The sequence below is a fragment of the Thiobacillus sp. genome, from assembly GCF_030696885.1.
Taxonomy (GTDB): Bacteria; Pseudomonadota; Gammaproteobacteria; order Burkholderiales; family Thiobacillaceae; genus Thiobacillus.
This window is the reverse complement of sequence record NZ_JAUYRI010000009.1, coordinates 156,587-179,743: the sequence shown is the minus strand read 5'-3', so window position 1 is coordinate 179,743 and position 23,157 is coordinate 156,587. Positions and strand designations below refer to the sequence as shown.

Annotated in this window: 24 protein-coding genes; 7 read left to right on the top strand and 17 right to left on the bottom strand. The window is 62.0% G+C overall.

Features of this window, described 5'->3' with window-relative positions:
• Positions 1-623 precede the first annotated feature (623 nt).
• Both Q8R61_RS04670 and Q8R61_RS04665 read left to right on the top strand, forming a co-directional pair.
• Positions 624-3,923 carry an EAL domain-containing protein gene (locus tag Q8R61_RS04670; protein WP_305534703.1) on the top strand — a complete coding sequence of 1,100 codons (3,300 nt, stop codon included), beginning with the start codon at positions 624-626 and terminating at the stop codon, positions 3,921-3,923.
• Between the two features lie 144 nt (positions 3,924-4,067).
• On the top strand, positions 4,068-4,259 hold the full coding sequence (locus Q8R61_RS04665; RefSeq protein WP_305534701.1) for a hypothetical protein: 192 nt from the start codon (positions 4,068-4,070) through the stop codon (positions 4,257-4,259).
• 62 nt (positions 4,260-4,321) lie between these two features.
• Here Q8R61_RS04665 and Q8R61_RS04660 read toward each other — a convergent pair whose 3' ends face one another.
• Positions 4,322-4,720: a TraR/DksA C4-type zinc finger protein gene (locus tag Q8R61_RS04660; RefSeq protein ID WP_305534699.1), complete on the bottom strand. Its 399-nt coding sequence runs from the start codon at positions 4,718-4,720 to the stop codon at positions 4,322-4,324.
• Between the two features lie 781 nt (positions 4,721-5,501).
• On the opposite strand from Q8R61_RS04660, the gene Q8R61_RS04655 reads away from it, so the two are divergent.
• Positions 5,502-7,472, top strand: coding sequence for an EAL domain-containing protein (locus tag Q8R61_RS04655; RefSeq protein WP_305534698.1), 1,971 nt, complete (start codon positions 5,502-5,504; stop codon positions 7,470-7,472).
• Positions 7,473-7,501: 29 nt separating this feature from the next.
• Here Q8R61_RS04655 and Q8R61_RS04650 read toward each other — a convergent pair whose 3' ends face one another.
• The 3 genes from Q8R61_RS04650 to Q8R61_RS04640 are packed head-to-tail and all read right to left on the bottom strand — an operon-like array spanning position 7,502 to position 9,446.
• Positions 7,502-7,999 carry a L,D-transpeptidase gene (locus tag Q8R61_RS04650; RefSeq protein ID WP_305534697.1) on the bottom strand — a complete coding sequence of 166 codons (498 nt, stop codon included), beginning with the start codon at positions 7,997-7,999 and terminating at the stop codon, positions 7,502-7,504.
• The gene (tadA, locus tag Q8R61_RS04645) at positions 7,996-8,466 is read right to left on the bottom strand and encodes a tRNA adenosine(34) deaminase TadA (RefSeq protein WP_305534696.1); all 471 of its coding nucleotides are present in this window, start codon (positions 8,464-8,466) and stop codon (positions 7,996-7,998) included. Before tadA ends, Q8R61_RS04650 begins: the two co-directional genes overlap by 4 nt.
• The gene (locus Q8R61_RS04640; protein ID WP_305534695.1) at positions 8,466-9,446 is read right to left on the bottom strand and encodes an integron integrase; all 981 of its coding nucleotides are present in this window, start codon (positions 9,444-9,446) and stop codon (positions 8,466-8,468) included. The genes tadA and Q8R61_RS04640 overlap by 1 nt, the downstream gene beginning before the upstream one ends.
• Before the next feature lie 522 nt (positions 9,447-9,968).
• On the opposite strand from Q8R61_RS04640, the gene Q8R61_RS04635 reads away from it, so the two are divergent.
• From Q8R61_RS04635 to Q8R61_RS04625, 3 genes are all read left to right on the top strand, one after another.
• Positions 9,969-10,481, top strand: coding sequence for a hypothetical protein (locus Q8R61_RS04635; RefSeq protein ID WP_305534694.1), 513 nt, complete (start codon positions 9,969-9,971; stop codon positions 10,479-10,481).
• Between the two features lie 118 nt (positions 10,482-10,599).
• On the top strand, positions 10,600-11,241 hold the full coding sequence (locus Q8R61_RS04630) for a hemolysin III family protein (protein WP_305534693.1): 642 nt from the start codon (positions 10,600-10,602) through the stop codon (positions 11,239-11,241).
• 650 nt (positions 11,242-11,891) lie between these two features.
• Entirely contained in the window at positions 11,892-12,461 is a 570-nt protein-coding gene (locus Q8R61_RS04625; protein ID WP_305534691.1) for a DUF1697 domain-containing protein, read from the top strand.
• 59 nt (positions 12,462-12,520) lie between these two features.
• Here the strand turns inward: Q8R61_RS04625 and Q8R61_RS04620 are convergent, their stop codons facing one another.
• Entirely contained in the window at positions 12,521-13,186 is a 666-nt protein-coding gene (locus Q8R61_RS04620; RefSeq protein WP_305534689.1) for a DUF6064 family protein, read from the bottom strand.
• Positions 13,186-14,139 (bottom strand): aldo/keto reductase, encoded by a 954-nt coding sequence (locus Q8R61_RS04615; RefSeq protein WP_305534687.1) that lies wholly within the window; start codon positions 14,137-14,139, stop codon positions 13,186-13,188. The genes Q8R61_RS04620 and Q8R61_RS04615 overlap by 1 nt, the downstream gene beginning before the upstream one ends.
• Before the next feature lie 275 nt (positions 14,140-14,414).
• Here Q8R61_RS04615 and Q8R61_RS04610 point away from each other — a divergent pair, with 275 nt between their 5' ends.
• Positions 14,415-14,987, top strand: coding sequence for an outer membrane beta-barrel protein (locus tag Q8R61_RS04610; protein ID WP_305534685.1), 573 nt, complete (start codon positions 14,415-14,417; stop codon positions 14,985-14,987).
• 81 nt (positions 14,988-15,068) lie between these two features.
• Here the strand turns inward: Q8R61_RS04610 and iscX are convergent, their stop codons facing one another.
• The 11 genes from iscX to Q8R61_RS04555 form a co-directional block, all read right to left on the bottom strand.
• Positions 15,069-15,269, bottom strand: coding sequence for a Fe-S cluster assembly protein IscX (iscX, locus tag Q8R61_RS04605; RefSeq protein ID WP_305534720.1), 201 nt, complete (start codon positions 15,267-15,269; stop codon positions 15,069-15,071).
• The gene (gene fdx, locus Q8R61_RS04600) at positions 15,265-15,603 is read right to left on the bottom strand and encodes an ISC system 2Fe-2S type ferredoxin (protein ID WP_305534683.1); all 339 of its coding nucleotides are present in this window, start codon (positions 15,601-15,603) and stop codon (positions 15,265-15,267) included. Before fdx ends, iscX begins: the two co-directional genes overlap by 5 nt.
• A 1-nt stretch (position 15,604) precedes the next feature.
• Complete coding sequence (locus Q8R61_RS04595) at positions 15,605-16,378, bottom strand: DUF3050 domain-containing protein (RefSeq protein WP_305534682.1); 774 nt, start codon at positions 16,376-16,378, stop codon at positions 15,605-15,607.
• 7 nt (positions 16,379-16,385) lie between these two features.
• Positions 16,386-18,248 (bottom strand): Fe-S protein assembly chaperone HscA, encoded by a 1,863-nt coding sequence (gene hscA / locus Q8R61_RS04590; protein WP_305534680.1) that lies wholly within the window; start codon positions 18,246-18,248, stop codon positions 16,386-16,388.
• Positions 18,249-18,435: 187 nt separating this feature from the next.
• Positions 18,436-18,966 (bottom strand): Fe-S protein assembly co-chaperone HscB, encoded by a 531-nt coding sequence (gene hscB / locus Q8R61_RS04585; protein WP_305534678.1) that lies wholly within the window; start codon positions 18,964-18,966, stop codon positions 18,436-18,438.
• 120 nt (positions 18,967-19,086) lie between these two features.
• On the bottom strand, positions 19,087-19,410 hold the full coding sequence (gene iscA, locus Q8R61_RS04580) for an iron-sulfur cluster assembly protein IscA (RefSeq protein WP_305534676.1): 324 nt from the start codon (positions 19,408-19,410) through the stop codon (positions 19,087-19,089).
• A 3-nt stretch (positions 19,411-19,413) separates the two neighbouring features.
• Positions 19,414-19,800, bottom strand: coding sequence for a Fe-S cluster assembly scaffold IscU (iscU, locus tag Q8R61_RS04575; RefSeq protein ID WP_296886776.1), 387 nt, complete (start codon positions 19,798-19,800; stop codon positions 19,414-19,416).
• 22 nt (positions 19,801-19,822) lie between these two features.
• On the bottom strand, positions 19,823-21,031 hold the full coding sequence (locus Q8R61_RS04570) for an IscS subfamily cysteine desulfurase (RefSeq protein ID WP_305534671.1): 1,209 nt from the start codon (positions 21,029-21,031) through the stop codon (positions 19,823-19,825).
• Positions 21,032-21,053: 22 nt separating this feature from the next.
• Complete coding sequence (gene iscR, locus Q8R61_RS04565) at positions 21,054-21,515, bottom strand: Fe-S cluster assembly transcriptional regulator IscR (RefSeq protein WP_305534669.1); 462 nt, start codon at positions 21,513-21,515, stop codon at positions 21,054-21,056.
• Positions 21,516-21,591: 76 nt separating this feature from the next.
• A complete protein-coding gene (gene cysE, locus Q8R61_RS04560; protein ID WP_305534667.1) occupies positions 21,592-22,350 on the bottom strand; it encodes a serine O-acetyltransferase in 759 nt (252 codons plus the stop codon).
• A 35-nt stretch (positions 22,351-22,385) separates the two neighbouring features.
• The gene (locus Q8R61_RS04555) at positions 22,386-23,153 is read right to left on the bottom strand and encodes an RNA methyltransferase (RefSeq protein ID WP_305534664.1); all 768 of its coding nucleotides are present in this window, start codon (positions 23,151-23,153) and stop codon (positions 22,386-22,388) included.
• Positions 23,154-23,157: the final 4 nt, after the last annotated feature.

The following is a 23,157-nucleotide window of genomic DNA, read 5'->3' as shown; positions in this document are numbered from 1 at the left end:
CCAACGTTCTTGGCCTCGAAGGCACTCTTGTTCCAGGCAGCCATCGCCTGGGTCGGCTTCAGCAGACCGGCGGCCACGGCCACGGCCACGGCGCCTGCACCGGCAGCGCCTTTCAGTACGTTTCTACGAAGTGCATTCATTGGCAGATCTCCTATGGTTACAAAATTTTCGATTCGCAGGGATCACGCCCGGAGGTGTGACGCGGGTCTGACATCTGCCGTGCCTGCCTGAGCCAACCCGCCCGGGCGGTACACGGCGGACACGGTATCAACCCACCCTGTCCTGCAAATTTAGGGCGAATAAGACCACAATAGTTTCATCGCGCATACGGGTAATTTACGACCAATTTCGCGGGCGGAAGCGACCATGACAAGCCGCTGCGCAAGAGGTGCGCTTCATACCATCAAGTTGCTGCGGCGTGTAGCCGACCGCCTTCGCCGGCGTCACTGGCCCCGATCGACCCGGCCGCAGACGAGACCAAAGGAGAGTTTAATATCCTGATGAATTAATGCACTAATTTCAAGTGAGCTGTCATTCGTACCAGGCCGTTTCGATCCATATTGACGGTATCCATGACGGGATACAGTGGCTAGAATGCCCCCACATTCATTTCGCTCCGTCCCATGGCACGCCTCGCCACTCCGCTCACCGACGCCCGCATCCGCCAGACCCCGCCCGCCGCCAAGCCGGTCAAGCTGGCGGACGGCGGCGGCATGTATCTGCTGCTGCGGCCGGACGGCTCGCGCTACTGGCGGCTGGATTACCGCTTTGAAGGCAAGCGCAAGACCCTGGCCCTCGGCGTGTACCCCGATGTCTCGCTGGCCGAGGCGCGAAAACGCCGCCATTCCGCCCGCGCCTTGCTGGCGGCCGGGCACGATCCGGCGGCGCTGAAAAAGGCCGACCGCGCCGGCCTCGGCTCGGCGATCGGCGCCGATGGCCAGACCCACGCGCTGGCCATGCTGGGCGAAGGCGTCTGGGAATGGACAGTGGAAAGCGGCGAGGTGCGGCACAACGCGCACTGGGCGCAATTAATGGGGCTGGACCCGGCGCAGACCGCGCACACCTGGCAGGAAGCGCTCGACTGCCTGCACACGCAGGAGCGCGACACATTGATGACAGCCATCCAGGACTGTCTCGCCGGCGCGCCCGTGTTCGAGTACGAGCACCGCATCCTGCAGCCGGACGGCAGCGTGATCTGGGTGCGCAACCGCGGCAAGGTGGTGGCGCGCGATGCTGGCGGCAAGCCGCTGCGCATGGTGGGCAGTCTGCACGAGATCACCGAGCAGAAGCGCGAAGCACTGGTGATGCAGCGGCATACGCTGTTTCTGCAGACGATCGCGGCCCTGAGCGAACTCTTCACCGCCGAGCTCTCCGAGCAGGCGCTGCTGGCGCGCATCTGCGCCGAACTGGTCACCGACGACCTGTACCGGCTGGCGTGGGTCGGCCTGCTGGACGAAGCCGGCGGCGCCCTGCGTCCGGTGGCCGCGGCCGGCCTGCCCGGTGATGCGCTGGCGCGTGTATCCGCATGCATCGGCGCGCCGCAGGAAAACGATCCCATTGACCGTGCAATCCGGCTCGGCGCCACCGTGGTCAACAACGATACCGAGAGCGGTCCGCTCAGCGCATCCTGGCGCGACCAGGCGCGCGCGCTCGGCTACCGCTCGTTTGCCGCCACCCCCTTACGCATGCACGGCCGCGTGGCCGGCATGCTCAGCCTTTACAGTCAGGAGCCCCAGGCATTCGGGATCGAAATCCTGATGCTGCTGGAGAAACTGGCTGCCGACCTCGGCGCGGCGCTCGCCCATCGCGCCGCGCTGGCGGCCTTGCGCGAGAGCGAAGCACGCTTTCGCCTTCTGCTCGATGCGTCGCCTGAAGCGATTTTCGGCGTCGATACCGAGGGGCGATGCACCTTCGTCAATCCGGCCTGCCTCGCCATGCTGGGCTATACGCAGGAAGAAATGCTGGGTCAGAGCCTGCACCCGTTGATCCACCACACTTACCCCGATGGCCGTCCCTATCCGAAGGCGCAGTGCCACCTCCGGCATTCCACCCTGGAGGGCCGCCCCACCCATGTCGACAGCGAAGTGCACTGGCGCAAGGACGGCACCTGCTTCCCGGTTGAATACTGGTCGCACCCGATGTACCGCGACGGCGAACTGGTGGGGGCGGTGGTCAATTTCATTGACATCAGCGAACGCCGGAGCACCGAAGAGGCGCTGCGCGAAAGCGAAGCGCGCTTTCGCGCGCTGGCGGAACAATCCACCGACTGGATCTGGTCGGTGAATACGGCGGGGCAGCACACCTACTGCAACCCGCGCGGCGTCGCCAGTCTCGGCTACTCGCTTGACGCATTTCTCGCCCTGACACCCGAGGACCTGCTGCATCCGGACGACCTGCCGCTCTACCGCGAAACCTACGAACGGGCCTGCGCCGCCCGGCTAGGCTGGCATAACGTCGTGCTGCGCTGGCGCCACCAGAATGGCAGCTACCGGATTTACGAATCGAACGCATCGCCGGTATTCGACGAGAGTGGGGCGCTGACCGGCTTCCAGGGCGTCGACCGCGACGTCACCGAGCGCAAGCAGGCAGAGGCACGCATCGAATTCCTCGCCCACCACGACGCGCTCACCGGACTGCCCAACCGCGTGCTGCTGCGCGACCGTTTCGAACATGCGCTGGCCACGGCCGAGCGTTCGCGCACACGGGTGGCCATGCTGTTCCTCGATCTGGACAACTTCAAGGTGGTGAACGACACGCTCGGCCATGCCGCCGGCGACCAGCTGCTGCTCACGGTGGTGGCGCGTCTGGCCGCCTGCACCCGCGACAGCGACACCATCAGCCGCCAGGGCGGCGACGAATTCATCGTGCTGCTGGGCGACGTGCCGGACCTGGAAGCGGTCGAGCGCATCGCCAGCAAGATCCTGGTCCAGCTGGCCGAGCCGGTGGAAGTCAACGGCCATGCGCTCAACGCCACCTGCAGCATCGGCATCGCGATGTACCCAAACGACGGCTCCAGCTTCGACACGCTGCTGCAGAAGGCGGACGCCGCGATGTACAACGCCAAGGGGGCAGGGCGCAACATCTATCAGTTCTTCGACGAGCAGATGAACCGCCAGGCGCACGAGCACCTGCTGCTGCAAACCCGGCTGAGTCGAGCGCTGTACCAGGCCGAGTTTCATCTGCATTACCAGCCGCAGATGGAAATCGGCAGTGGCCGGGTGGTCGGCGTCGAAGCCCTGCTGCGCTGGCGCAATCCGGAGCTGGGTGACGTCGCGCCCGCACGTTTCATTCCGGTGGCGGAGGATTGCGGCCTGATCGTGTCGATCGGCGCCTGGGTGATCGAAGAAGCCTGTCGGCAGGCTCAGTCCCTGCGCCAGGCCGGCAGCGAACTGACCATGTCGGTCAATCTGTCGGCGCTGCAGTTTCGCCGCACCGGCCTGGTCGAAACCGTGGCTGGCGCGCTGGTGCGCAGCGGCCTGCCGCCGCACCTGCTGGAGCTGGAGTTGACCGAGTCCATCCTGCTGCAGGACGTCGACAACACCCTCGACACCGTGCGCAAGCTGAAAGCGCTGGGGGTGCGGCTGGCGATCGATGACTTCGGCACCGGCTATTCGTCGCTGAGCTATCTCAAGCGGTTTGCGGTCGACCGGCTGAAGATCGACCGCTCCTTCGTCAGCGACGTCAACACCGATCCGGACAGTGCCGCCATCGTGCGCGCGATCATCCAGCTGGCGGCCAGCCTGCGTCTCGGCATCGTGGCCGAAGGCGTTGAAACCGCGGCGCAGTTCGACTTCCTGCGCGGATCCGGCTGCCAGGACATCCAGGGTTTCCTGTTCAGCCGACCGCTCGCGATGCCGCAGCTAAAGGATTTTCTGCAGCAGCATTTGACCGAGTCCCGCCCGACCGTCTCGCCGCCTGCATAGGTGGAAATCACCGAAACGCTGATCGCTGATCACGGAGAACATCAAGGGCAGTATCGCCGCAGATGCTGAAGATCGCCCGTGCGTTCATTACCGCGATGAACCAGGATGCCCGGAGCCTGGCCTTTGTTTCAACCAAGATTTCACTTGCCACTGTTCAGACTCAAGGTCATCGCCGAAGGCGTCGAGACAAAAGGGCAGGCACGCTTCCTCAAACTGCTGAAGTGCGACGAAATGCAGAGCTACCTGTACAGCAAGCCGCTGCCGTTTGAGCAGATCACGGCGCTGCTGGAGGCGCCCCCAGAAAATGTGATTCCACCCGGACCTAACACTTCATGATTGTCTTGAACAACAGTGTCTTATTGAAACATCATCATATTCTGCTTCAATAGAGGGCCCGGCTACAAGGAGGGATGACCTTCTTGGGCATACTGCCGCTCGCGCGTTTCCTGGCACCGGATACAGCGCTTCGCCGTCGGATAGGCTTGCAGGCGACTGAAGCCGATGTCCTCGCCGCAATCGATGCAGGTGCCGTATTCGCCCTGGTTGATGCGTCCGAACGCCGCCTCGATATCCCGTAAATCCTCAATCTGACGATCCAGCCGCGCCACATTGAGGTCCGCCAGCGAACTGGCCATTGATTCGTCGCCGCTGTCGCCCGGCTCGTTGTTGAGCAGATCGGCGCGGTGCAGATCGCCCACGTTCTGGAGCTCGTCGCGCACGTCGCGCATCAGCAAGCGCGAAGCCTCGTCCAGCTTGCGGGTCAGCTCCTCGAGTTGGGACGGGTTAAGTGCTGACATTGAACCTCCTGCGCAAGTGAATGTGTTGATCAGGATATTCCTTTTGCCGACCGCTTGCATCCCGATGGGATGATGCCTAATCCCACTGAAGGCGGTCTGGGCACAAGTGGGGTTCACTGATTTCGACGCTTGAAGCCTCACCTTGGCATCGGCCCTGGGATCCGTTACTTCGCATAATGTATATTATGTTAAATAATGTATCGGACGCGCTTAAGGCTAAATAAATTGCTGCTACAGCTGCTTGCTGCGGCAACCCTGCGCGTTGCATCGACACCCGCCCGCTTACAGACTTATGCAACCAGATCCCCGCGGCGCGGCCCTGCAATACGTGCTGGACAAGGCCACCCTGCGCGCATCTTCTTAACTCTACCCGGGAGAAAACCCTGGAAAGCCTCACGGCCGAGCATGGGGGCGTCCCGGATTCGGACAGAGGGTGACCGGAGAGATCATTCCCGGCGCTGGGCGCGCTGGCCTTGAGGCGGCGGCTTCACGGGCGACCGGGAGGAACCGGTGCCTCAAGAACGCAGAGAATCTGCCGAAATCAAACTTATGGATGACCGCTCTAAAAAGGAAAAAAAATGAACTCTTCCTGTCGCATCCGGATGTCTCGCCTCCTCCCCCCATGCCGTCCAGTCCGTAGTTGCCTCCGTGCGCCTGCGCGCGTCAGCTGAGCCGCATGCGCGATGTCGATTTCACAGCCTTGTCAGAATAAATGCCGCCAGCCAGGTCCTGGCAAGGCCCTACGCCACGACGTACGGCAGAAACAGGCACGGCATCCAACATGACTGCTGACGCATCCACGAAAAGACGGGCGTACATCGAGCCTGTGATCCGCACGATTGCAGGCGGATTCGTCTTCGCGTGTGGCGCATTGATCTACCTCAAGCCGGAATGGTCGTGGCTATGGATCTCCATCCTGCTGTTCGTGGGATTCAACCTGTTTCAATCGGGGTTGACCACATTCTGCATGATGGAAAAGCTGCTGAAGAAAATGCATTTCCGCAGCGAACTAGATGAAATCCGCAACCTGAGCAAAGCCAACGCAGAGGCGGAGGCCCGCGCCGCGTTCTACGACACGCTGGGCCTGCTGAACGAGGTGGTGATCGAACTGGCGCCGGACGGCACGTTGGTGTTCCTGTCGGATCACTGGCTCAAGCTGCTGGGCAGCGAACGCCACAGCAATGCGCGTTTTCTGGGTCTGCCGTTCGTGGCCTTCATCAACAATCACGACCACAGTGCGATAGAAGACCTGCTGAAGACCTTGCTGAATGGCGAGCGCGACACGATGAGCATGCGGTTCCGCATGCAGCGCGACGATCATCAGGAACACTGGGTCGAGGGAAAATTTGCCCTGTACTGGAAGCAGGGCCAGGTGCAGGGGGTGCGCGGGGTGCTGCGCGACGTAACGGAAACGCACGTGCAGGAAAAGCGCATCAGCCACATGGCCACGCACGACGCGTTGACCGGCTTGCCCAACCGAATCTATCTCGACGACCGCATCGACGAGGAAATCAGGCGCGCGGGCGTCACCGGGTCGAAGTTCGCCCTTCTGTTCATCGATCTGGACAACTTCAAACAGATCAACGACCTGCACGGCCACAAGTCGGGCGACCAGCTATTGAAGGAGGTCGGCAACGTCCTCCGTTCGAGCCTGCGTTCGACCGACGTCCTGGCGCGCTGGGGCGGCGACGAATTCGTCATGCTGCTTCCCTTCGCCGAGGATGCCGACGTCCCGCGCAAGGTGGCCGGCGAACTGATGCACAAGCTGCGGCTGAGCCTCGAAACGAAATATCGCGATACCTTCGTCACGCTGAGCGTCGGCATTGCGGTCTACCCGGAGGATGCGGATACCGGCGAGGCCTTGCTGGTGCAGGCGGACAAGGCCTTGTTCTACGCAAAGTCGCAGGGCCGGAACAACATTCAGCTGTTCGCCGACCTGCAGACCAGCGCCGCCGGCTACGAAGACGTGGACATGACGTCCCGTTTCGTCGCCGCGGTCAAGCAAGGCCAGCTCCAGGTGTATTACCAGCCGGTGATGGACGCCGCCGACCACTGCAGCATCGTCGGTGTGGAGGCCCTGGCCCGCTGGCATGACGAGAAATACGGATGGGTCAGCCCGGCCACCTTCATTCCCCTGGCCGAGAACCTCGGCCTGATCAACGAGGTCGGGCGGCAGGTGCTCGATCACGCGCTGAGTCATTTCAGCCAATGCAGCGGCCGCTGCGCGGACCTGAAGCTGGCGGTGAACATTTCGACGCGCCAGCTGATGTCCGCCGACTTCTATCCCTTGCTGACCGCCATGGTGGAACGCTATGGCCTGAAGCCCGGGCAGATCAAACTGGAAATCACCGAAAGCATCGCCCTGCAAGGTATCGAGCAGGCCCGCGGCTACCTGAAGAAGCTTTCGGATGCGGGCTTTACGCTGTCACTCGACGATTTCGGAACCGGATTTTCATCGCTGTCGCACGTGCACGAGTTGCCGTTCGACGAGATCAAGATCGATATTTCCTTCGTGCGCCGCATCAAAACGCCGGAAGGAAGAATCCTGGTCAAGACCATCGTCGACATGGGGCACGCAATGCAACTGGTGCTGGTTGCGGAAGGCGTCGAGGACAGCGAAACGGCCACCATTCTTCGCGAAATGGGCGTGGAGATGCTACAGGGCTACTATTTCAGCCATCCGATGCCGAAGGAAGGCTGTGCCGACTTCATTACGCGGCTGCAGTCGGCCCCGTTCGCTGCCGTGTCCTGATCGTCAGGCGACAGCACGCGCCGACCGGCTCACGCTGAAATCCGGACTTCGGCCCCCTCCTCCACCAGATCGAACAGCTCCGCCACATCCGCATTCTTCATGCGAATGCAGCCGTGTGAAACCGGCGTGCCGAGCTTGTGCTCCTCGTGCGTGCCATGGATATAGATATAGCGGTTGTGCGTGTCCACCGTGCCGCCCTTGTTTTTGTCCGGCTCCAGCCCGTCCAGCCACAGGATGCGGGTCAGGATCCAGTCGCGGCCCGGATTGGCCGCGTCCAGCTCGGGGGTCCAGATCTCGCCCGTCCACTCGCGCGCCTTGAAGGCCGCGCACAGCGGCGCGCCCGCACCGATCTTGTCGGCAATGCGGTGGCGCCCGCGCGGCGTGCAATAGCTGCCGTTTTGCTCGCCGGCGCCGTTGGCCGCAGTGGACACCGGATACTGCCGCAGCAGGATGTCGCCTTCCGGATAGGGCTCCCACAGGTACAGCTGCTGCAGGCGCATGTCGACTTCGATAAACAGGTCTTTCATTGCACCGTCTCCTTCTTCTGCTGGCGCCGCGCTTCGAAAAATCCAGAAATCATTGCCGCGCATTCGTCCCTCAGCACCCCACCGGTCACCTCGCAATGGAAGTTGAGCCGCGGCTCGGCAAAGATGTCGACGATGCTACCGTGCGCGCCGGTCTTGTATTCCTTTGCCCCGTACACCACCCGCGCCACCCGCGCATGCAGGATCGCTCCCGCGCACATCACGCACGGCTCCATCGTCACATATAAAGTGCAGCCCACCAGCCGGTAATTGCCCACCCGCCCCGCCGCATCGCGCAGCGCCATCACCTCGGCATGCGCCGTGGGGTCGTGGCTGGAAATCGGCTGATTGAACCCGCGGCCGACGATCTCGCCGCCGCACACCACCAGCGCCCCCACCGGCACCTCGCCGGCCGTCGCGCCCTGGCGGGCGAGCTCCAGCGCGAGGCGCATAAAGTCTTCGTCCGTCATCATCGATCCAGCGGGCTCGTCACCCCGCGCCCACCCTTGTTCAGTACATGCGTATAAATCATTGTCGTCGCCACATCCTTGTGGCCCAGCAGTTCCTGCACCGTGCGGATATCGTAGCCACTCGTCAGCAGGTGCGTGGCAAAAGAATGACGAAGTGTATGCGGTGTTGCCGGTTTGATGATTCCCGCATCGCGCACCGCCTGGCGAATGGCGCGCTGGATCGCCTGCTCCTGCACGTGATGCCGGCGAACAACACCGGAACGCGGATCGACTGACCGATTCTTAGATGGGAAAACGTACTGCCAGCCCCAGTCACGCCCGGCACTGGGATACTTTCGATCCAGCGCGTAGGGCAGGTACACCTCGCCATACCCCTCGGCCACATCCTGCTCGTGCAACGCACGCACCTGTTTCAAATGCGCCTTGAGCGGCTCCACCAGCATGGCTGGCAGCATTGTCACCCTGTCCTTGAAACCCTTGCCCTCACGCACCAGAATTTCGCCACGTTTGAACTCCAGATCTTTTACCCTGAGCCGCAGCGCTTCCATGATTCGCAGCCCCGACCCATACAGCAAACCCGCTACGAGCCAATGCGTGCCTTTCAGCCTCGACAACACCGCTTGCGTTTCCTCCTGGGTAAGCACCACCGGCAGACGTTTGGGCGTCTTGGCCCGCTCCACGTCTTCGAGCCATGGCATATCGCGCTCAAGCACCTCGCGATACAAGAACAACAACGCAGACTTAGCTTGGTTCTGTGTTGACGCGGCCACTCTGCCCTTTACCGCGAGATGCGTCAGGAACGCCTCCACCTCGCGAGCGCCCATCTCCAAAGGGTGCCGCTTGTCAAAATGCAGCACGAAGCGTTTAATCCAGTCCACGTAAGCCTGCTCGGTACGAATGCTGTAGTGCTTAAGGCGAATCTTGCCGCGTACCTGGTCCAGCAAGCGTGGCGACTGGGTTAATGACGCATTCCCGTTCATGTTAGGACGCCCTAAAAATTGATAACAAATTGTTTTCTAGCACATTTTCTCAAAACAGAATCTCGAATGACGGCTTATAAAGCGTCATTTAGGATGGACACTTAACGTTAGAGGGCAAAAATGGCTTGTTCCTTTTGCAAAGATCTTTGCATCGAATATCAGATCTCCTCGCCTAGTGACTTGAGGCAAGCAATAGCTGTGGTGCGGGATAACCTGGCAGATGGAACGCTTAAAGAAATTGGATCGGAACAGTCAGGCCTACCGCAACGTTCCTTCTCGGAAGTAGCGAGTAGTGGCCAGTGGGATGATGTACTGCTGTATCAATTTCAATGCCAGCACTGCTCAGAGCAGTTCATTCTCGACGCCGAGACCTTTCACGGCAGCGGCGGCGCATGGCGCCCAGTCAAAGTGGATGACCATGCGGCCCTCTAACATGGCGCTCAACCTCGCTCCCTCTGGTCGCTGGACGGCGCTAAAGCGCCGCCGGTTAGCTCTACGTTGGGCGTCTTAAGGAGTTGTGCTTTGCTCAGCCTTGATGATTTGCGTTGGACAACACTTGAGCATGCTTATGGCTCCGCCGTAGACATTCCGCCGTTGCTGAAGAAACTCATCACCGACCTTCCATCCTCCACTGACGATCAAGAACCTTGGTTTACGCTGTGGAGCGCACTTGCACACCAAGGCGATGTCTACTCCGCTTCATTCGCAGCAGTGCCACATGTGATAAATGCGCTGGCATCTGCTCCATTAAAGGCCGATTTCTCTTTTTTCCAATTCCCCGCATGGGTCGAGATTTGCCGAAAAAAGAAAAGCGTTGAGATACCAAATGATCTTGAGTCTGCCTATTTCGAGTCTTTGGCGCGCCTACCAAGTCTCGTTGCCGCTGCCGCATCACGTCAGTGGGATGAAGATTTTTTGCTCTGTGCACTATCTGCAATCGCTGCCGCGAAAGGCCAAACCGGAGTGGCAGAAGCAGTGTTGGAACTTACTCCGGAAGTTGCAGAAGAATTCATGGAGTGGTTCTTTGAGCGCTGAGACGCCCAACCCTGAGGTCAAGGCGCTCCCTTCGGTCACTGGGACGCGCCGCAAGCGGCGCGCTTCTTACCTTAAACGTTAGAGGCTGTAGCACGCCGCTATCGCGGACCGCAACCATATGAACGCTACCCGAGCCCAATCACGTCCTGAGGAAGTTGCCAATAGCCTCAGTCATGGTCTTGGACTGATCGCCGCGTTGGTTGGCGCTCCGGTCATGCTCGTCCATGCAGTGCAGCGCAGCGATGCCCTACTCATTGCCGGCACCGCGGTTTTCTGCGCCACGATCTTGTTGGTGTACTTCGCATCGACTGTCTATCACGCGCTTCCAAGTGGCAAGGCAAAGCGTGTCTTTCGCGTTCTGGATCACGCCTCCATCTATCTGCTCATCGCAGGCACGTACACGCCGTTCACACTGGGTGTGCTTCGTGGGGCATGGGGTTGGGCGCTGTTTTCGATTATTTGGCTGTTGGCCACTGTTGGAGTGATGCTCAAGACATGGGGCGGCATGGTTCACCCTGTCATCTCCACGGGCCTGTACCTGGTCATGGGGTGGGTCATCGTCATCGCGGCCGGCCCGATGCTCGCCGAGGTGCCGACAGCGGGCCTGCTTTGGCTGCTAGCGGGAGGTCTGTTCTATACCCTGGGTGTCGCCTTCTACGCCACGGGCTCCAGGCTGCGGTACGGGCATCTGATCTGGCACTTCTTCGTACTTGGCGGCACCGTCTGCCACTACTTTGCAGTGCTGTGGTATGCGGCCTGAGGAAACTCTGAATAAGTCGTCACCCCGGCGGTGCGCGGTTGTTACAGCTTTAGCTGTATTACAACCGCGGCCTGCCCCTTGCGGGTGAAAGCCAGGGTCCAAATGCTGGTTCTGCCGGAATGAAGAATGTGGACTTGTTCAGGGTCGCCCTAAGCCACGTTGTCCATTCAAGATTTTGTGCGAGACTTCTACGTTCGTTACAAAAATGCCTAACCTGTCGGGCAAGGCGCTCCCTCCGGTCGCCGGGGCGCGCCGCAGGCGACGCGCCCCCCGACTCAAACGTAGCCGCTAATCCTTTGCTTACAGTCGACAAACTGAAAATCTACGAGCAGTTCGATGGTGACATCGATGGTTGGGCACGCGCTTCTCGCGCTCAAGCGACCACCGGCATGACGGACGAAGACTGGTATCTCATCGGTGAGCTGCTCATGGGTCTCGCCACAGTCAAGTCCGGAGTGGCATCAGCGTCGTATGCCCAGCAGGTAGAAGAGCGGCTACTCGCTTGTACGAGCGACCAGGCTACCCGCAGTATCCTGCATGCACTCGCCACACGCCGAGGCGCGTACGATGTGGCCTAACCCTTCGCCGCAGCCGACGTGCCACGGCCGGCGGCCTTCGCACGCGGCTGAGCTCAAACGCAGGCGTCGCAAGTGCCAAAGTTCGTAGCCCTGTTGCGTGGCATCAATGTTGGCAAAGCCAAGCGAGTTCCCATGGCCGATCTGCGAGCCTTGCTGACTGAACTCGGATACACAGACGTAGCTACGCTACTGAATAGCGGCAACGCCGTATTTCGAGCAACCAGGGGAACACAGGCCAAGCATGCAGCAAACATAGCCGCCGCCATATCGGAACAGCTGAAGGTGGAAGTACCCGTCATCGTCAAGTCGGCGAAAGAATTATCGGACATCGTTGGTGAAAACCCGTTGGCCGGGCAAGCAAGCAATCATTCACATCTATTGGTTGTCTTCGCTCAAGATAACGCCACGCTATCCGGGCTCGGTGCAGTCGAATCCTTGGTCGTGTCGCCTGAGCAGTTCTTGGTCGGCAAGAATGCCGCGTACTTGAACTGCGCAGCCGGCATCCTGGAAAGCAAAGCCGGTAAAGCATTGCTCGGCAAAGCAGGTAGATCAGTGACAACCAGAAACTGGGCAACCATTCTTAAGTTGCAGGCGTTGGTAGGTAAACCCGACGGCCAATCCTTCCACCGAGAGGGACGCTAACTGGTCTAGGTGCAGTTTCCGTTCGAATGGGCAGACCCGCCCCCCGCGATCGAATAGCGTCAGCGGCGCCCGCGCATCACGGCGCCCACAAGGGCCAGCACCGCCCCCAGCGGCAACAGCGCAAACTCGGGCGCGTCCATCGCCCACAGCGTGGTGCCGCTGATCAGACACCACAGCAGCGGAATCGGAAACAGCATCCACAGCGAACGCGCGCCGGCGAGCAGCAGCACGCCGAGCGTGACGAGCACCGTAGGATCGGGTGCCATGCCAAAGATTTCAGCGTGGGCCCAGCTTCGGCCAAGCAGCGGCGCCAGCAGCGGAAACCCCAGCACGCCAAACAGCACCAGCAACAGGCCGATACGCGCAGTCCATGCCGTGGCCGGCACCGGCATGAAGCGGTTGCGCACCGTACCCAGCCACACCAGCAGCACGGCCTGGGCGACGAAGGCCCAGGCAAAGAAATCGGCCAGGAGGTTGATGCTGGCGTAGCGTTGTGCGTGGTACGCCCACGCCACCCACAGCCAGACTGCGGCCAGGATCAGCGCCACGATGCGCCCTGCCCCGACACCGCCGCGCCGCCACAGCACCGGCAGCGCCACGCCGAGCGCGAGTGCCAGCAGCGGCAGCGGCCACCACGCCTGGTTATGAAGTTCGAACAGCCGGTAATAGGTCTGCGGCGAAAACAGCAGCAGGTCGCGCGGGCTGTAGGTCCACCATTCCGACATCAGCGGCCGGCGTAGGCGGCAGCCATGCGCGCGCGCAGGGCGGGGTCCGGCAGCCGGCCGGTGGCGGTGCCCATGTTCTCGCGCACATGGTCGACGCGGGTGGTGGCCGGAATCGCGCAGGTGACGGCCGGATGGGAAATGATGAACTTGAGCGCGAACTGCGCCCAGCTGGTGCAGTCGATTTCGGCCGCCCACGACGGCAGCCGGCGGCGCGCCAGCCGTTCCAGCAGATTGCCCTGCTGGAACGGCCGGTTGACGATGATGGCGATGCCGCGCTCAAGCGCAAGCGGCAGCAGGCGCTGCTCAGCTTCGCGGTCATGCAGGTTGTAGGTGAGCTGGACGAAATCGATCGGCTGGCTGGACATGATCTGCTCCAGCTCGCCGTGCCGCCGCCCGTGCGAGGTGGTGATGCCCACATAGCGCAACTGGCCGGCCGCCTTCATCGCGAACAGGGTCGGCAGGTGCATCTGCCACGACAGCAGGTTGTGCACCTGCATCAGGTCGAAGCGCGGAATCCCCCACAGCCGGCGTGACGCGTCCATCTGCATGCGGCCCTCGTCCTCGCCGGCAATCCAGACCTTGTCAGCGGCAAACAGGTTGGGCGGGCGGCCGATCTTCTTGAGGGCGTAGCCGATGACGTCTTGCGCCGAGCCATACATCGGGGAGCTGTCGATCAGGCGGCCGCCAGCCTGGAAGAAGGCGCGCATCACGTCGGCGCTGGCGTCGCGCGCGACGGGGTCGTTGCCGACATTGAAGGTGATCCAGCTGCCCAGCCCCACCAACGGAAGCGCTTCGCGGCCGGAGGGAATGATGCGGGTGGCGGGCTGGGCCTGGGGGGATTGCGCCATGGCCGATTGCGCCAGGGCCGATTGCGTCAGGGCCGGGCCCAGCAGCGGCGCGACCGCCATGGCGCCCAGCAGTCTGCGACGCGTGTCATTCGGGGTTTTGCTCATCACAAGGTCTCCGACTTATTCCCGTGTCAGGGCTTATCAAGGCTGCCTGTTATCGGGAATGGTAAAACGAATAGTGGACAGGACGCGCTCATCTCCTGCAAACCAGCCGCATACAGCCAGACTGGCGGCATTCGTGGGAATTATGCACGTTTGTACTACCTAAAAAGGTAAAAAAGGATTAATCTGCGATTCGTTTCACCCTGCAGCGTATTCCGGACCGTTTCGGACCCGCCAGGCTAACGTTCAGCACAAAAACAATCCTAGAGGAGATTCAAATGCGCACTCTGCGTTTCGCCGCCCTGGCCTCGGCACTGGCCCTATCCACGCCTGCGTCTGCCGGTTTCTTTGACTTCACCCTGGCGCCCTATCTGGGTGCGAGCGTGGGCCAAGCCACCTCCGACATAAGCTGCCCCGCCGCGACCAGCTGCGACGACTCCGATATGGCCTGGAAGATCTTTGGCGGGCTTGAAGTCAACGAATACATCTCGATGGAATTTGGCTACGTCGACACGGGCGAAGTCGAGTACACGGGTGCGCAGACGGGGACACGGGAAGTCGACGGCGTCACCATGCGCTTGCTCGGAACCTATGCGCTCAGCCCCAGTTTTTCCCTGCTCTTTTCGGGTGGCATGAACTTCCTGCAGACGGACGTCAAAGGGACCGTGGCAGCTGAAGACACCGACATTGCATGGTCTCTTGGCTTGGGCGCCCAGTACAACTTCACCAAGTCGGTTGGGCTCCGCGTGGAATGGGAGCGCTATTTCGAAGCGGGCAGTTCGAGCTTCAACGGCGGTACCGGCGAAGCGGACATCGACCTGATCTCGGCCGGCGTGGTCTTCAAGTTCTGATATCCGGACCCGACGTTTGGCAATGAAAAAGGGGGCGCAAGCCCCCTTTTTCATTTCAAAGCATCCAGTAGTGCCCGGCTGTCAACTCATCTCGTCGATCCATGCCATCTGGATCGCTTCGAGGATTTTTTCGCCGGAATGCTCGGGGTCGTCGTCGAAGTCCGGCAGCTCCATCACCCAGCCCCGCAGGTCGGTGAAGCGGATGGTGCGCGGATCGATTTCGGGGTGTGCTTCGGCAAGTTCGATCGCGATGTCGAGGGAATCCGTCCACTTCATTTCAATGACCTTCCTTGACCATGTTGATGGTGTATTTGGGGATTTCGATCACCAGGTCGCTGCTGGCGACACGCGCCTGGCACGACAGCCGCGACTGCGGTTCCAGCCCCCAGGCCTTGTCGAGCAGATCGTCCTCATCTTCGGTCGACTCGGCCAGCGTATTGAAGCCTTCGCGCACGATGACGTGGCAGGTGGTGCAGGCGCAGGATTTTTCGCAGGCGTGCTCGATTTCGACCCCGTTGGCGAGCAGGGTATCGCAAATGGTGTCGCCCGTCTTGGCTTCGATGACGGTGCCTTCGGGACAGAGTTCGACGTGGGGCAATACGATGAGTTGGGGCATATCAGGCGGCTTGGGTTTGTTGGCTTGGCAGGGCGGCGAGTACGCCGTCCCAGAATTGTAAACGTGCGTCGACCGCGGCGGCGGCCGCGGCTTCGGCTTCGCGCCATTTGGCAGCGTCGCCGCCGCACAGCGCGGCGAGCAGGCGCAGCGACAGCGGCGCATGAAAATCCTCGTCCAGGTGGACGTGGCGGTTGAGGTAGTAGTGGAAGCTGGGCGCCTGCGCCTCGGTCACCGCCATGCGCGACAGGAAGGCGCGGAACATCGACGGGATGACGTGCTCGCGCCCTAGCGCCAGCGCGGCGGCGACGGTGTGCGGCTTGCCGCTCGCCAGAAAATCGAAGGTGGTGCGGGTGAACGCGGCCGACGGCGCGGGCGCGAGGCCCGACGCCAGCGCGCCATCGATGCCCTGCTCCGCCACGTTCTGCACAAAGCGCGCCGGCGTGTCGGCATCGGCCCCGATTTCGCGCATGGCGGCCAGATACAGCATGAAGTGGCTGGTAAACCCTTCCTGCCCCGGCAGCGCGACGTCGGTTTCCTCTTCCAGCACCAGTTCGTTGATGAAGCGCTGCACCGAGGCGTCGCCCTGCGGCGTCCACGGCCAGCGTGCAGGCGCGACCTCGTGCTGCAGGTACTTGATCAGCGACATGAAGTCCCACACCGAATAGACGTGGTGCTGCATGAACATGCGCAGGTCGTCCAGCGTCTGCACGGCGGCGTAGATCGGGTGCGCTTCGAGCTTGACCCGCAGGGATTCGATGAAGGCGTCGTTCAGCATGATTCGTTCAACCGAAGGTTTCCAGTTTCTGTCCGGCCATCGCGCGGCGCACGTTCTGGTCCATGCGGCGCTGGGCGAATTCGGTGGTCACCGCATTGAGCGCCTCGATGCCGCGCTTGATGGCCTGGTGATCCGTGCCTGCCATCCGTGTTTCGAGATCGGCGATGCCGGCTTCGATCGCCGCGGTTTCGGCTTCGTCGAGCAGCGCGGCGTCTTGCGCCAGTGCCGCGCGGGTGGCGGCGATCAGGCCCTGCGCGTCGACGATCTGCTCGTTCAGCGCACGCGCGTACATGTCGTCCTTGGCGTAGGTGAACGCGTCTTTCAGCATGCGGGTGACTTCGTCGTCGCCCAGCCCGTACGAGGGCTTGACCTGTACGCTGGCTTCGACCCCGCTGCTCTGCTCGCGCGCCGCCACCGACAGGAGGCCGTCGGCATCGACCTGGAAGGTAACGCGGATGCGCGCCGCCCCCGCCACCATCGGCGGGATGCCGCGCAGCTCGAAGCGCGCCAGCGAACGGCAGTCGGACGCCAGCTCGCGTTCGCCCTGCAGCACGTGCACGCTCATCGCGGTCTGGCCGTCCTTGAAGGTGGTGAACTCCTGCGCGCGCGCGGTGGGAATCGTGGTGTTGCGCGGGATCACCTTCTCGGTCAGCCCGCCCATGGTTTCGAGGCCGAGCGACAGCGGAATCACGTCGAGCAGCAGCCAGTCGTCGCCGGCGCGGTTGCCGGCCAGCACGTCGGCCTGCATGGCGGCACCCAGCGCGACCACCTTGTCGGGATCGAGGTTGGTCAGCGGCGTCTGCTTGAAGAAACCGGCGACCGCATGGCGGATGCACGGCATCCGTGTGGAGCCGCCGACCATCACCACGCCCTTCACTTCATCGACGGACAGGCCGGCGTCACGCAACGCCTTGCGGGTGGGCGCCAGCGTCTTGCTGACGAGGCTCGCCGTCATGCTGTTGAATTCGGTTTGGGTCAGCGTCGCATCCATCATTTCGCCGGTCGACAGCACGGCGGTGATGCGCACGTCAGTGTGCTCGGTCAGCGCTTCCTTGGCGTCGCGCGCCTTGGTCAGCAGGAGCCGCATATCGCCCGCCGACAGCGGCTGGAAGCGGCCCTGCTCGACGATCCAGCAGAACACGCGCTGGTCGAAGTCGTCGCCGCCCAGCGCCGAGTCGCCGTTGGTGGCGAGCACTTCGAACACGCCCTTCGAGAGTTTGAGGATGGAGATATCGAAAGTGCCGCCGCCGAGGTCGTAGACCGCGTAGATGCCTTCGGAGGCATTGTCGAGGCCGTAAGCAATCGCCGCCGCGGTCGGCTCGTTCAACAGGCGCAGCACATTGAGGCCGGCCAACTGCGCGGCATCCTTGGTGGCCTGGCGCTGGGCGTCGTCAAAGTAGGCCGGCACGGTGATGACCGCGCCGACGAGTTCGCCGCCCATTGCGGTTTCGGCGCGCTGGCGCAGGGTTTTCAGGATTTCGGCCGAGACCTCGACAGGGCTTTTGACACCGGCAGCGGTTCTCAACTGCACCATGCCCGGCGCATCGACGAAGCGGTACGGCAGGCTGGCGATGTCGTCAATGTCGGCGATGCCGCGCCCCATGAAGCGCTTCACCGAGGCGATGGCATTGTGCGGATCGCGGTTTTGCGCGGCCTGCGCGGCATACCCCACCTCGATCTCGCCGCTGGAACAGTAGCGCACCACCGAGGGCAGCAGCGAATGGCCGGCTTCGTCGTCCAGCACCACGGCGAGGCCTGAGCGCACCGTGGACACCAGCGAATTGGTCGTGCCCAGGTCGATGCCCACCGCCAGCCGATGCTGGTGCGGGGCGGTGGACATGCCGGGTTCTGCGATTTGCAACAGGGCCATATTTATCGATTCGGCACAATGGCGTTAGAGAAAGTGATTTCGTGGAACTGCGATTGTTTCAATTCGAACGCGTGGCGTGTCGAATCGATAAACATTAAGCACAGCGCCCTATTGAGACGGCTCAACGAACCGCACCACGCTAGACACCTTCCACGATCATTCAAATGTTCAAACATATCTGGCCGTCTTAATAGGTTTCCAGTTCTTCGTAGACGTCGCCGACTTCGGCGATGAGCTTGTCCATGAAACGCAGCTGGCGCACGGCCTCGCAGGCCGCCGCATAATCATGCGCAGTGTCGATCAGATCGGCCAGCTGCGCCTCGATCCGACGGTGTGCGCTGCGCAGGTCGTCGCTCAGGGCATCCAGCGCTGCCGTGCTGTTGCCGGCGCGCGCCTCGTCGATGGCTTCACGCCATTCCATCTGCTGCATCAGAAAGGCCGGCGCCATTTTGGTGTTGCTGGCATCGAATGCGTCGATGCCCTGCAACTTCAGCAAATACACGCCGCGGCTCACCGGATGCTTCAGCGTCTGGTAGGCCTCGTTCGCCTGGGTTGCCCACTGCATCGCCACCCGCTGTTCGGCATCCGGCTGTGCAGCAAAGCGGTCCGGGTGCACCGTGTTCTGCATTTCGCGGTAAGCGGCATCGAGTTTGTCACGGTCCAGCGCATACGCTTGCGGCAGGCCGAACAGTTCGAAGTGGGTTTGGGTGAAATCCATTGTTAGGGGCCAGGGGCTAGGGGCTAGGATTTAGGGGGGCTTGTGCTTCGCGTCTTTAATAAGCGCGGCCCTGGGCCGCACCTTCCCTAGCCCCTAGATCCTAACCCCTAGCTCCTACCATCAAACGTTAAACGACTCGCCGCAGCCGCACTCGTTCTTCACGTTCGGGTTGTTGAACTTGAAGCCTTCGTTCAGTCCCTCGCGGGCGTAGTCGAGTTCGGTGCCGTCGATGTAAGTGAGGCTTTTCGGATCGACGAAGACGGTCACGCCATGGCTGGTGAAGACCTCGTCGCCTTCGGGCACGTCATCGGCAAATTCCAGCTTGTAGGCCATGCCGGAGCAGCCGGTGGTACGCACGCCGAGACGGATGCCGACGCCCTTGCCGCGTTTGGCGAGGTAGTTGGTCACGTGTTGCGCTGCGCGCTCGGACAGGGTCACCGCCATGGCTTACTCCAGACCTTTTTTCTGCTTGTAGTCGGCAACCGCGGCCTTGATCGCGTCTTCGGCCAGGATCGAGCAGTGGATCTTCACCGGCGGCAGCGCGAGTTCTTCGGCAATCGCCGTGTTCTTGATTTCCATGGCCTGGTCGAGCGTCTTGCCCTTGACCCATTCGGTCACCAGCGAGCTGGAGGCGATCGCCGAACCGCAGCCGTAGGTCTTGAACTTGGCGTCCTCGATGCGGCCATCGGCACCGACCTTGATCTGCAGCTTCATCACGTCGCCGCAGGCAGGCGCGCCCACCATGCCGGTGCCGACACCGTCGTCGTCCTTGGTGAAGGAACCGACGTTGCGGGGGTTTTCGTAATGGTCGAGTACTTTTTCGCTGTAAGACATGGTGGTTCTCCTTTACGTCAACTTAATGTGCAGCCCACTGCACGGAATTCAGATCAACGCCTTCCTTGAACATTTCCCACAGCGGGGAAAGCTCGCGCAACTTGCCGATCTTTTCGTGCAGCAATTTGATGGCGTAGTCGACTTCTTCCTCGGTGGTAAAGCGGCCGATGGAAAAACGAATCGAGCTGTGCGCCAGTTCGTCGCTGCGGCCCAGCGCACGCAGCACGTAGGACGGTTCCAGACTGGCCGAGGTGCAGGCCGAACCCGACGACACGGCCAGATCCTTGATCGCCATGATCAGCGATTCGCCCTCGACGAAGTTGAAGCTGACGTTGAGGTTGTGCGGCACGCGCTGTTCCATGTCGCCGTTCAGGTGCACTTCTTCGATATCTTTCAGGCCGTTGTAGAGGCGGTCGCGCAGCATGCGGATGCGCTCGTTCTCGGTCGCCATTTCCTCGCGGGCGATGCGGAAGGCTTCGCCCATGCCGACGATCTGGTGGGTGGCCAGCGTGCCCGAACGCATGCCGCGCTCGTGGCCGCCGCCGTGCATCTGCGCTTCCAGGCGGATGCGCGGCTTGCGGCGGACATACAGTGCGCCGATGCCCTTGGGGCCGTAGGTCTTGTGGGCCGAGAACGACATCAAATCAACCGGAAGCGTTTTCAGGTCGATCGGCATCTTGCCGGTGGCCTGCGCCGCATCGACGTGGAAGATCACGCCCTTTTCGCGGCAGATTTTTCCAATTGCTGCAATGTCCTGGATCACGCCGATTTCGTTGTTGACCGCCATCACCGAGACCATCACGGTATCGGGACGGATCGCCGCGCGGAGCACGTCGAGGTCGAGCAGGCCGTTTTCCTTGACGTTCAGGTAGGTCGCCTCGAAACCCTGGCGCTCCATCTCGCGCACGGTGTCGAGCACGGCCTTGTGCTCGGTGCGCACAGTGATGATGTGCTTGCCCTTGGTGCCGGAATAGAAATGGCCTGCGCCCTTGATGGCGAGGTTGTTCGATTCGGTGGCACCGGAGGTGAAGACGATTTCCTTGGGGTCGGCACCGACCAGCGCGGCGACCTCGGCACGCGCATCCTCGACCGCCTTGTCGGCCGTCCAGCCGTAGGGGTGCGAGCGCGAAGCCGGGTTGCCGAATTCCTCGGTCAGGAAGGGAATCATCTTTGCGGCAACGCGCGGATCGACCGGGGTGGTGGCGGAATAATCGAAATACAGAGTCTTCATCGTTTTGCCCTAATTGAATCGTTCAAGCGGCCAGCGTGACCTTGGCGGCACGGCGGTCCTGCAGCACCTTGTCCTTGCACTCGTCCTGCTTGGCCACCAGCGTCGCCAGCGTGACATTGTCCAGATAATCGTAGATATGGGCGTTGAGCCCCGTCCACAAGTCGTGCGTCAGGCAGCGGTGCTCGTCGAGGCAGTTTTCCTTGCCGCCGCACTGGGTCGCATCGATGGGTTCGTCGACCGCACGGATGATGTCGGCCACGCTGACTTCGGCAAGCGGCCGCGCCAGATAATAGCCGCCGCCGGGGCCGCGCACGCTTTCGACCAGCGCATGGCGGCGCAGACGGCTGAACAACTGCTCCAGATACGACAGGGAAATGTCCTGACGCTCGCTGATGCCGGCCAGTGTCACCGGACTTTTGCCGCCGCGCAGGGCCAGATCCAGCATGGCTGTGACGGCGAAACGGCCTTTTGTGGTCAATCTCATGACGTGTTCTCCCGAAATTTGGCCCGAACTATAAAATTCCCGAGCATTTCAGTCAACTATTCCTTACCTTACCAATTTAGTCAACTATTTTGTTCAGATAGTTCGGGTCAAAATCGTCCGGCTTGTCCTGTCCGGGCGGTACTTCCGCGCCCAGTTTCTGCAGCTGCGCGAGGATCAGTTCCAGCCGGTGGTCGATGTGGGCCGAATGGTCGATCAGGCCGTGGATGGCCTTGACCACCGGGTCGTTCATGTCGGCCGAAATCGCATAGGCCGAGAAGCCGAGTTTTTCCGCCTGCTGGTTGCGCTGGATCTCTGCCGCGCTGTCCAGGATGCGTGCCGGGATGCCGACCGCGGTGGCATTGTCCGGCACGTCCTTCACCACCACGGCGTTGGAGCCGACGCGTGCATTGGCGCCGATGGTGATCGGGCCGAGAATCTTGGCGCCCGCCCCCACCACCGCGCCGGGTTTCAGCGTGGGATGGCGCTTGCCCTTGTTCCACGAGGTGCCGCCGAGCGTGACGCCGTGATACAGGGTGCAGTCGTCGCCGATCTCGGCGGTTTCGCCGATCACCACCCCCATGCCGTGGTCGATGAACACGCGCCGGCCGATGGTGGCGCCGGGGTGGATTTCGATGCCGGTGAGCCAGCGACCGATGTGCGAGGTGAAGCGTGCCAGCCATTTCCATTCCATGCGCCACAGCCTGTGCGCCAGGCGGTGGAAGAGCATGGCGTGAAAACCCGGATAAGTGGTGACGACTTCGAAGCTCGTGCGCGCGGCCGGGTCGCGGTCGAATACGACGGCGATGTCTTCCTTGAGTTGGCTGAGCAGTTTCATGCGTCGAGGATGCTATTTCCTAGTAATTTAGTCAACTATTCCGTGCTGGGGTTCCGCGTCCGGTTCGCGCGCTGCTGCGCTTCCTGCGCGGCGGTCAGGATGCCGCGCAGGATATTCACTTCTTCCTTCGCCAACCGGGTACGGGCGAACAGCCGCCGCAGCTTCAGCATCAGTTTGCCGGGCGAGCCGGGGTTGAGGAATTCCAGTTCGGCCAGCGCGGTTTCCATGTGGGCATAGAACTTCTCCACCTCGTCGCTGCTGGCGGCGTCCATCTCGGGCTGCGGCCACGCTGCATGGCCCAGCCAGGCCTGGCGGAGCTCGTAGCTCAGCACCTGCACCGCTGCCGCCAGGTTGAGCGAACTGTAGTCGGGGTTGGCGGCGATCGTCACCAGGCCCTGGCACAGGCTCAGCTCCTCGTTCGACAGCCCGCTGGTTTCGTTGCCGAATACCAGCGCCACCGGTCCGGCCTGCGCCTCGGCCAACAAACGCATCGCCGCCTCGGGCGGAGTCAACACCTCGGCCACGATGTCGCGCCGCCGCGCCGACACGCCGAGCGCCAGCGTGGTGTCGGCCAGCGCCTCGGCGAGCGTGGCGCATACCCGCGCCCGCGCCAGCAGGTCGGTCGAACCCGCGGCCATCGCGTCGGCCTGGCTGTTGGGGAAGACGGCGGGCGCGACCAGCACCAGATCGGACAGCCCCATCGTCTTCATCGCACGCGCCGCCGCACCGATGTTGCCGGGGTGGCTGGTGCGCGCCAGAACGATGCGGATACGGGCGAGAAGTTTCGGGTCGGCCAGGATCATCAAG

Excerpts from the sequence above, each read along its gene's own strand:
- Q8R61_RS04650 (WP_305534697.1), bottom strand. The coding sequence starts at position 7,999 with ATGAAAGACCTGTTTATCGAAGTCGACATGCGCCTGCAGCAGCTGTAC.
- iscU (WP_296886776.1), bottom strand. The coding sequence starts at position 19,800 with ATGTCTTACAGCGAAAAAGTACTCGACCATTACGAAAACCCCCGCAAC.
- iscA (WP_305534676.1), bottom strand. The coding sequence starts at position 19,410 with ATGGCGGTGACCCTGTCCGAGCGCGCAGCGCAACACGTGACCAACTAC.
- Q8R61_RS04620 (WP_305534689.1), bottom strand. The coding sequence starts at position 13,186 with ATGTCGGAATGGTGGACCTACAGCCCGCGCGACCTGCTGCTGTTTTCG.
- hscA (WP_305534680.1), bottom strand. The coding sequence starts at position 18,248 with ATGGCCCTGTTGCAAATCGCAGAACCCGGCATGTCCACCGCCCCGCAC.
- Q8R61_RS04670 (WP_305534703.1), top strand. The coding sequence starts at position 624 with ATGGCACGCCTCGCCACTCCGCTCACCGACGCCCGCATCCGCCAGACC.
- Q8R61_RS04610 (WP_305534685.1), top strand. The coding sequence starts at position 14,415 with ATGCGCACTCTGCGTTTCGCCGCCCTGGCCTCGGCACTGGCCCTATCC.
- Q8R61_RS04655 (WP_305534698.1), top strand. The coding sequence starts at position 5,502 with ATGACTGCTGACGCATCCACGAAAAGACGGGCGTACATCGAGCCTGTG.
- Q8R61_RS04615 (WP_305534687.1), bottom strand. The coding sequence starts at position 14,139 with ATGAGCAAAACCCCGAATGACACGCGTCGCAGACTGCTGGGCGCCATG.
- Q8R61_RS04570 (WP_305534671.1), bottom strand. The coding sequence starts at position 21,031 with ATGAAGACTCTGTATTTCGATTATTCCGCCACCACCCCGGTCGATCCG.
- tadA (WP_305534696.1), bottom strand. The coding sequence starts at position 8,466 with ATGACGGACGAAGACTTTATGCGCCTCGCGCTGGAGCTCGCCCGCCAG.
- Q8R61_RS04595 (WP_305534682.1), bottom strand. The coding sequence starts at position 16,378 with ATGCTGAACGACGCCTTCATCGAATCCCTGCGGGTCAAGCTCGAAGCG.
- Q8R61_RS04555 (WP_305534664.1), bottom strand. The coding sequence starts at position 23,153 with ATGATCCTGGCCGACCCGAAACTTCTCGCCCGTATCCGCATCGTTCTG.
- iscR (WP_305534669.1), bottom strand. The coding sequence starts at position 21,515 with ATGAGATTGACCACAAAAGGCCGTTTCGCCGTCACAGCCATGCTGGAT.
- cysE (WP_305534667.1), bottom strand. The coding sequence starts at position 22,350 with ATGAAACTGCTCAGCCAACTCAAGGAAGACATCGCCGTCGTATTCGAC.
- fdx (WP_305534683.1), bottom strand. The coding sequence starts at position 15,603 with ATGCCCCAACTCATCGTATTGCCCCACGTCGAACTCTGTCCCGAAGGC.
- hscB (WP_305534678.1), bottom strand. The coding sequence starts at position 18,966 with ATGGATTTCACCCAAACCCACTTCGAACTGTTCGGCCTGCCGCAAGCG.
- Q8R61_RS04630 (WP_305534693.1), top strand. The coding sequence starts at position 10,600 with ATGAACGCTACCCGAGCCCAATCACGTCCTGAGGAAGTTGCCAATAGC.
- Q8R61_RS04660 (WP_305534699.1), bottom strand. The coding sequence starts at position 4,720 with ATGTCAGCACTTAACCCGTCCCAACTCGAGGAGCTGACCCGCAAGCTG.
- Q8R61_RS04640 (WP_305534695.1), bottom strand. The coding sequence starts at position 9,446 with ATGAACGGGAATGCGTCATTAACCCAGTCGCCACGCTTGCTGGACCAG.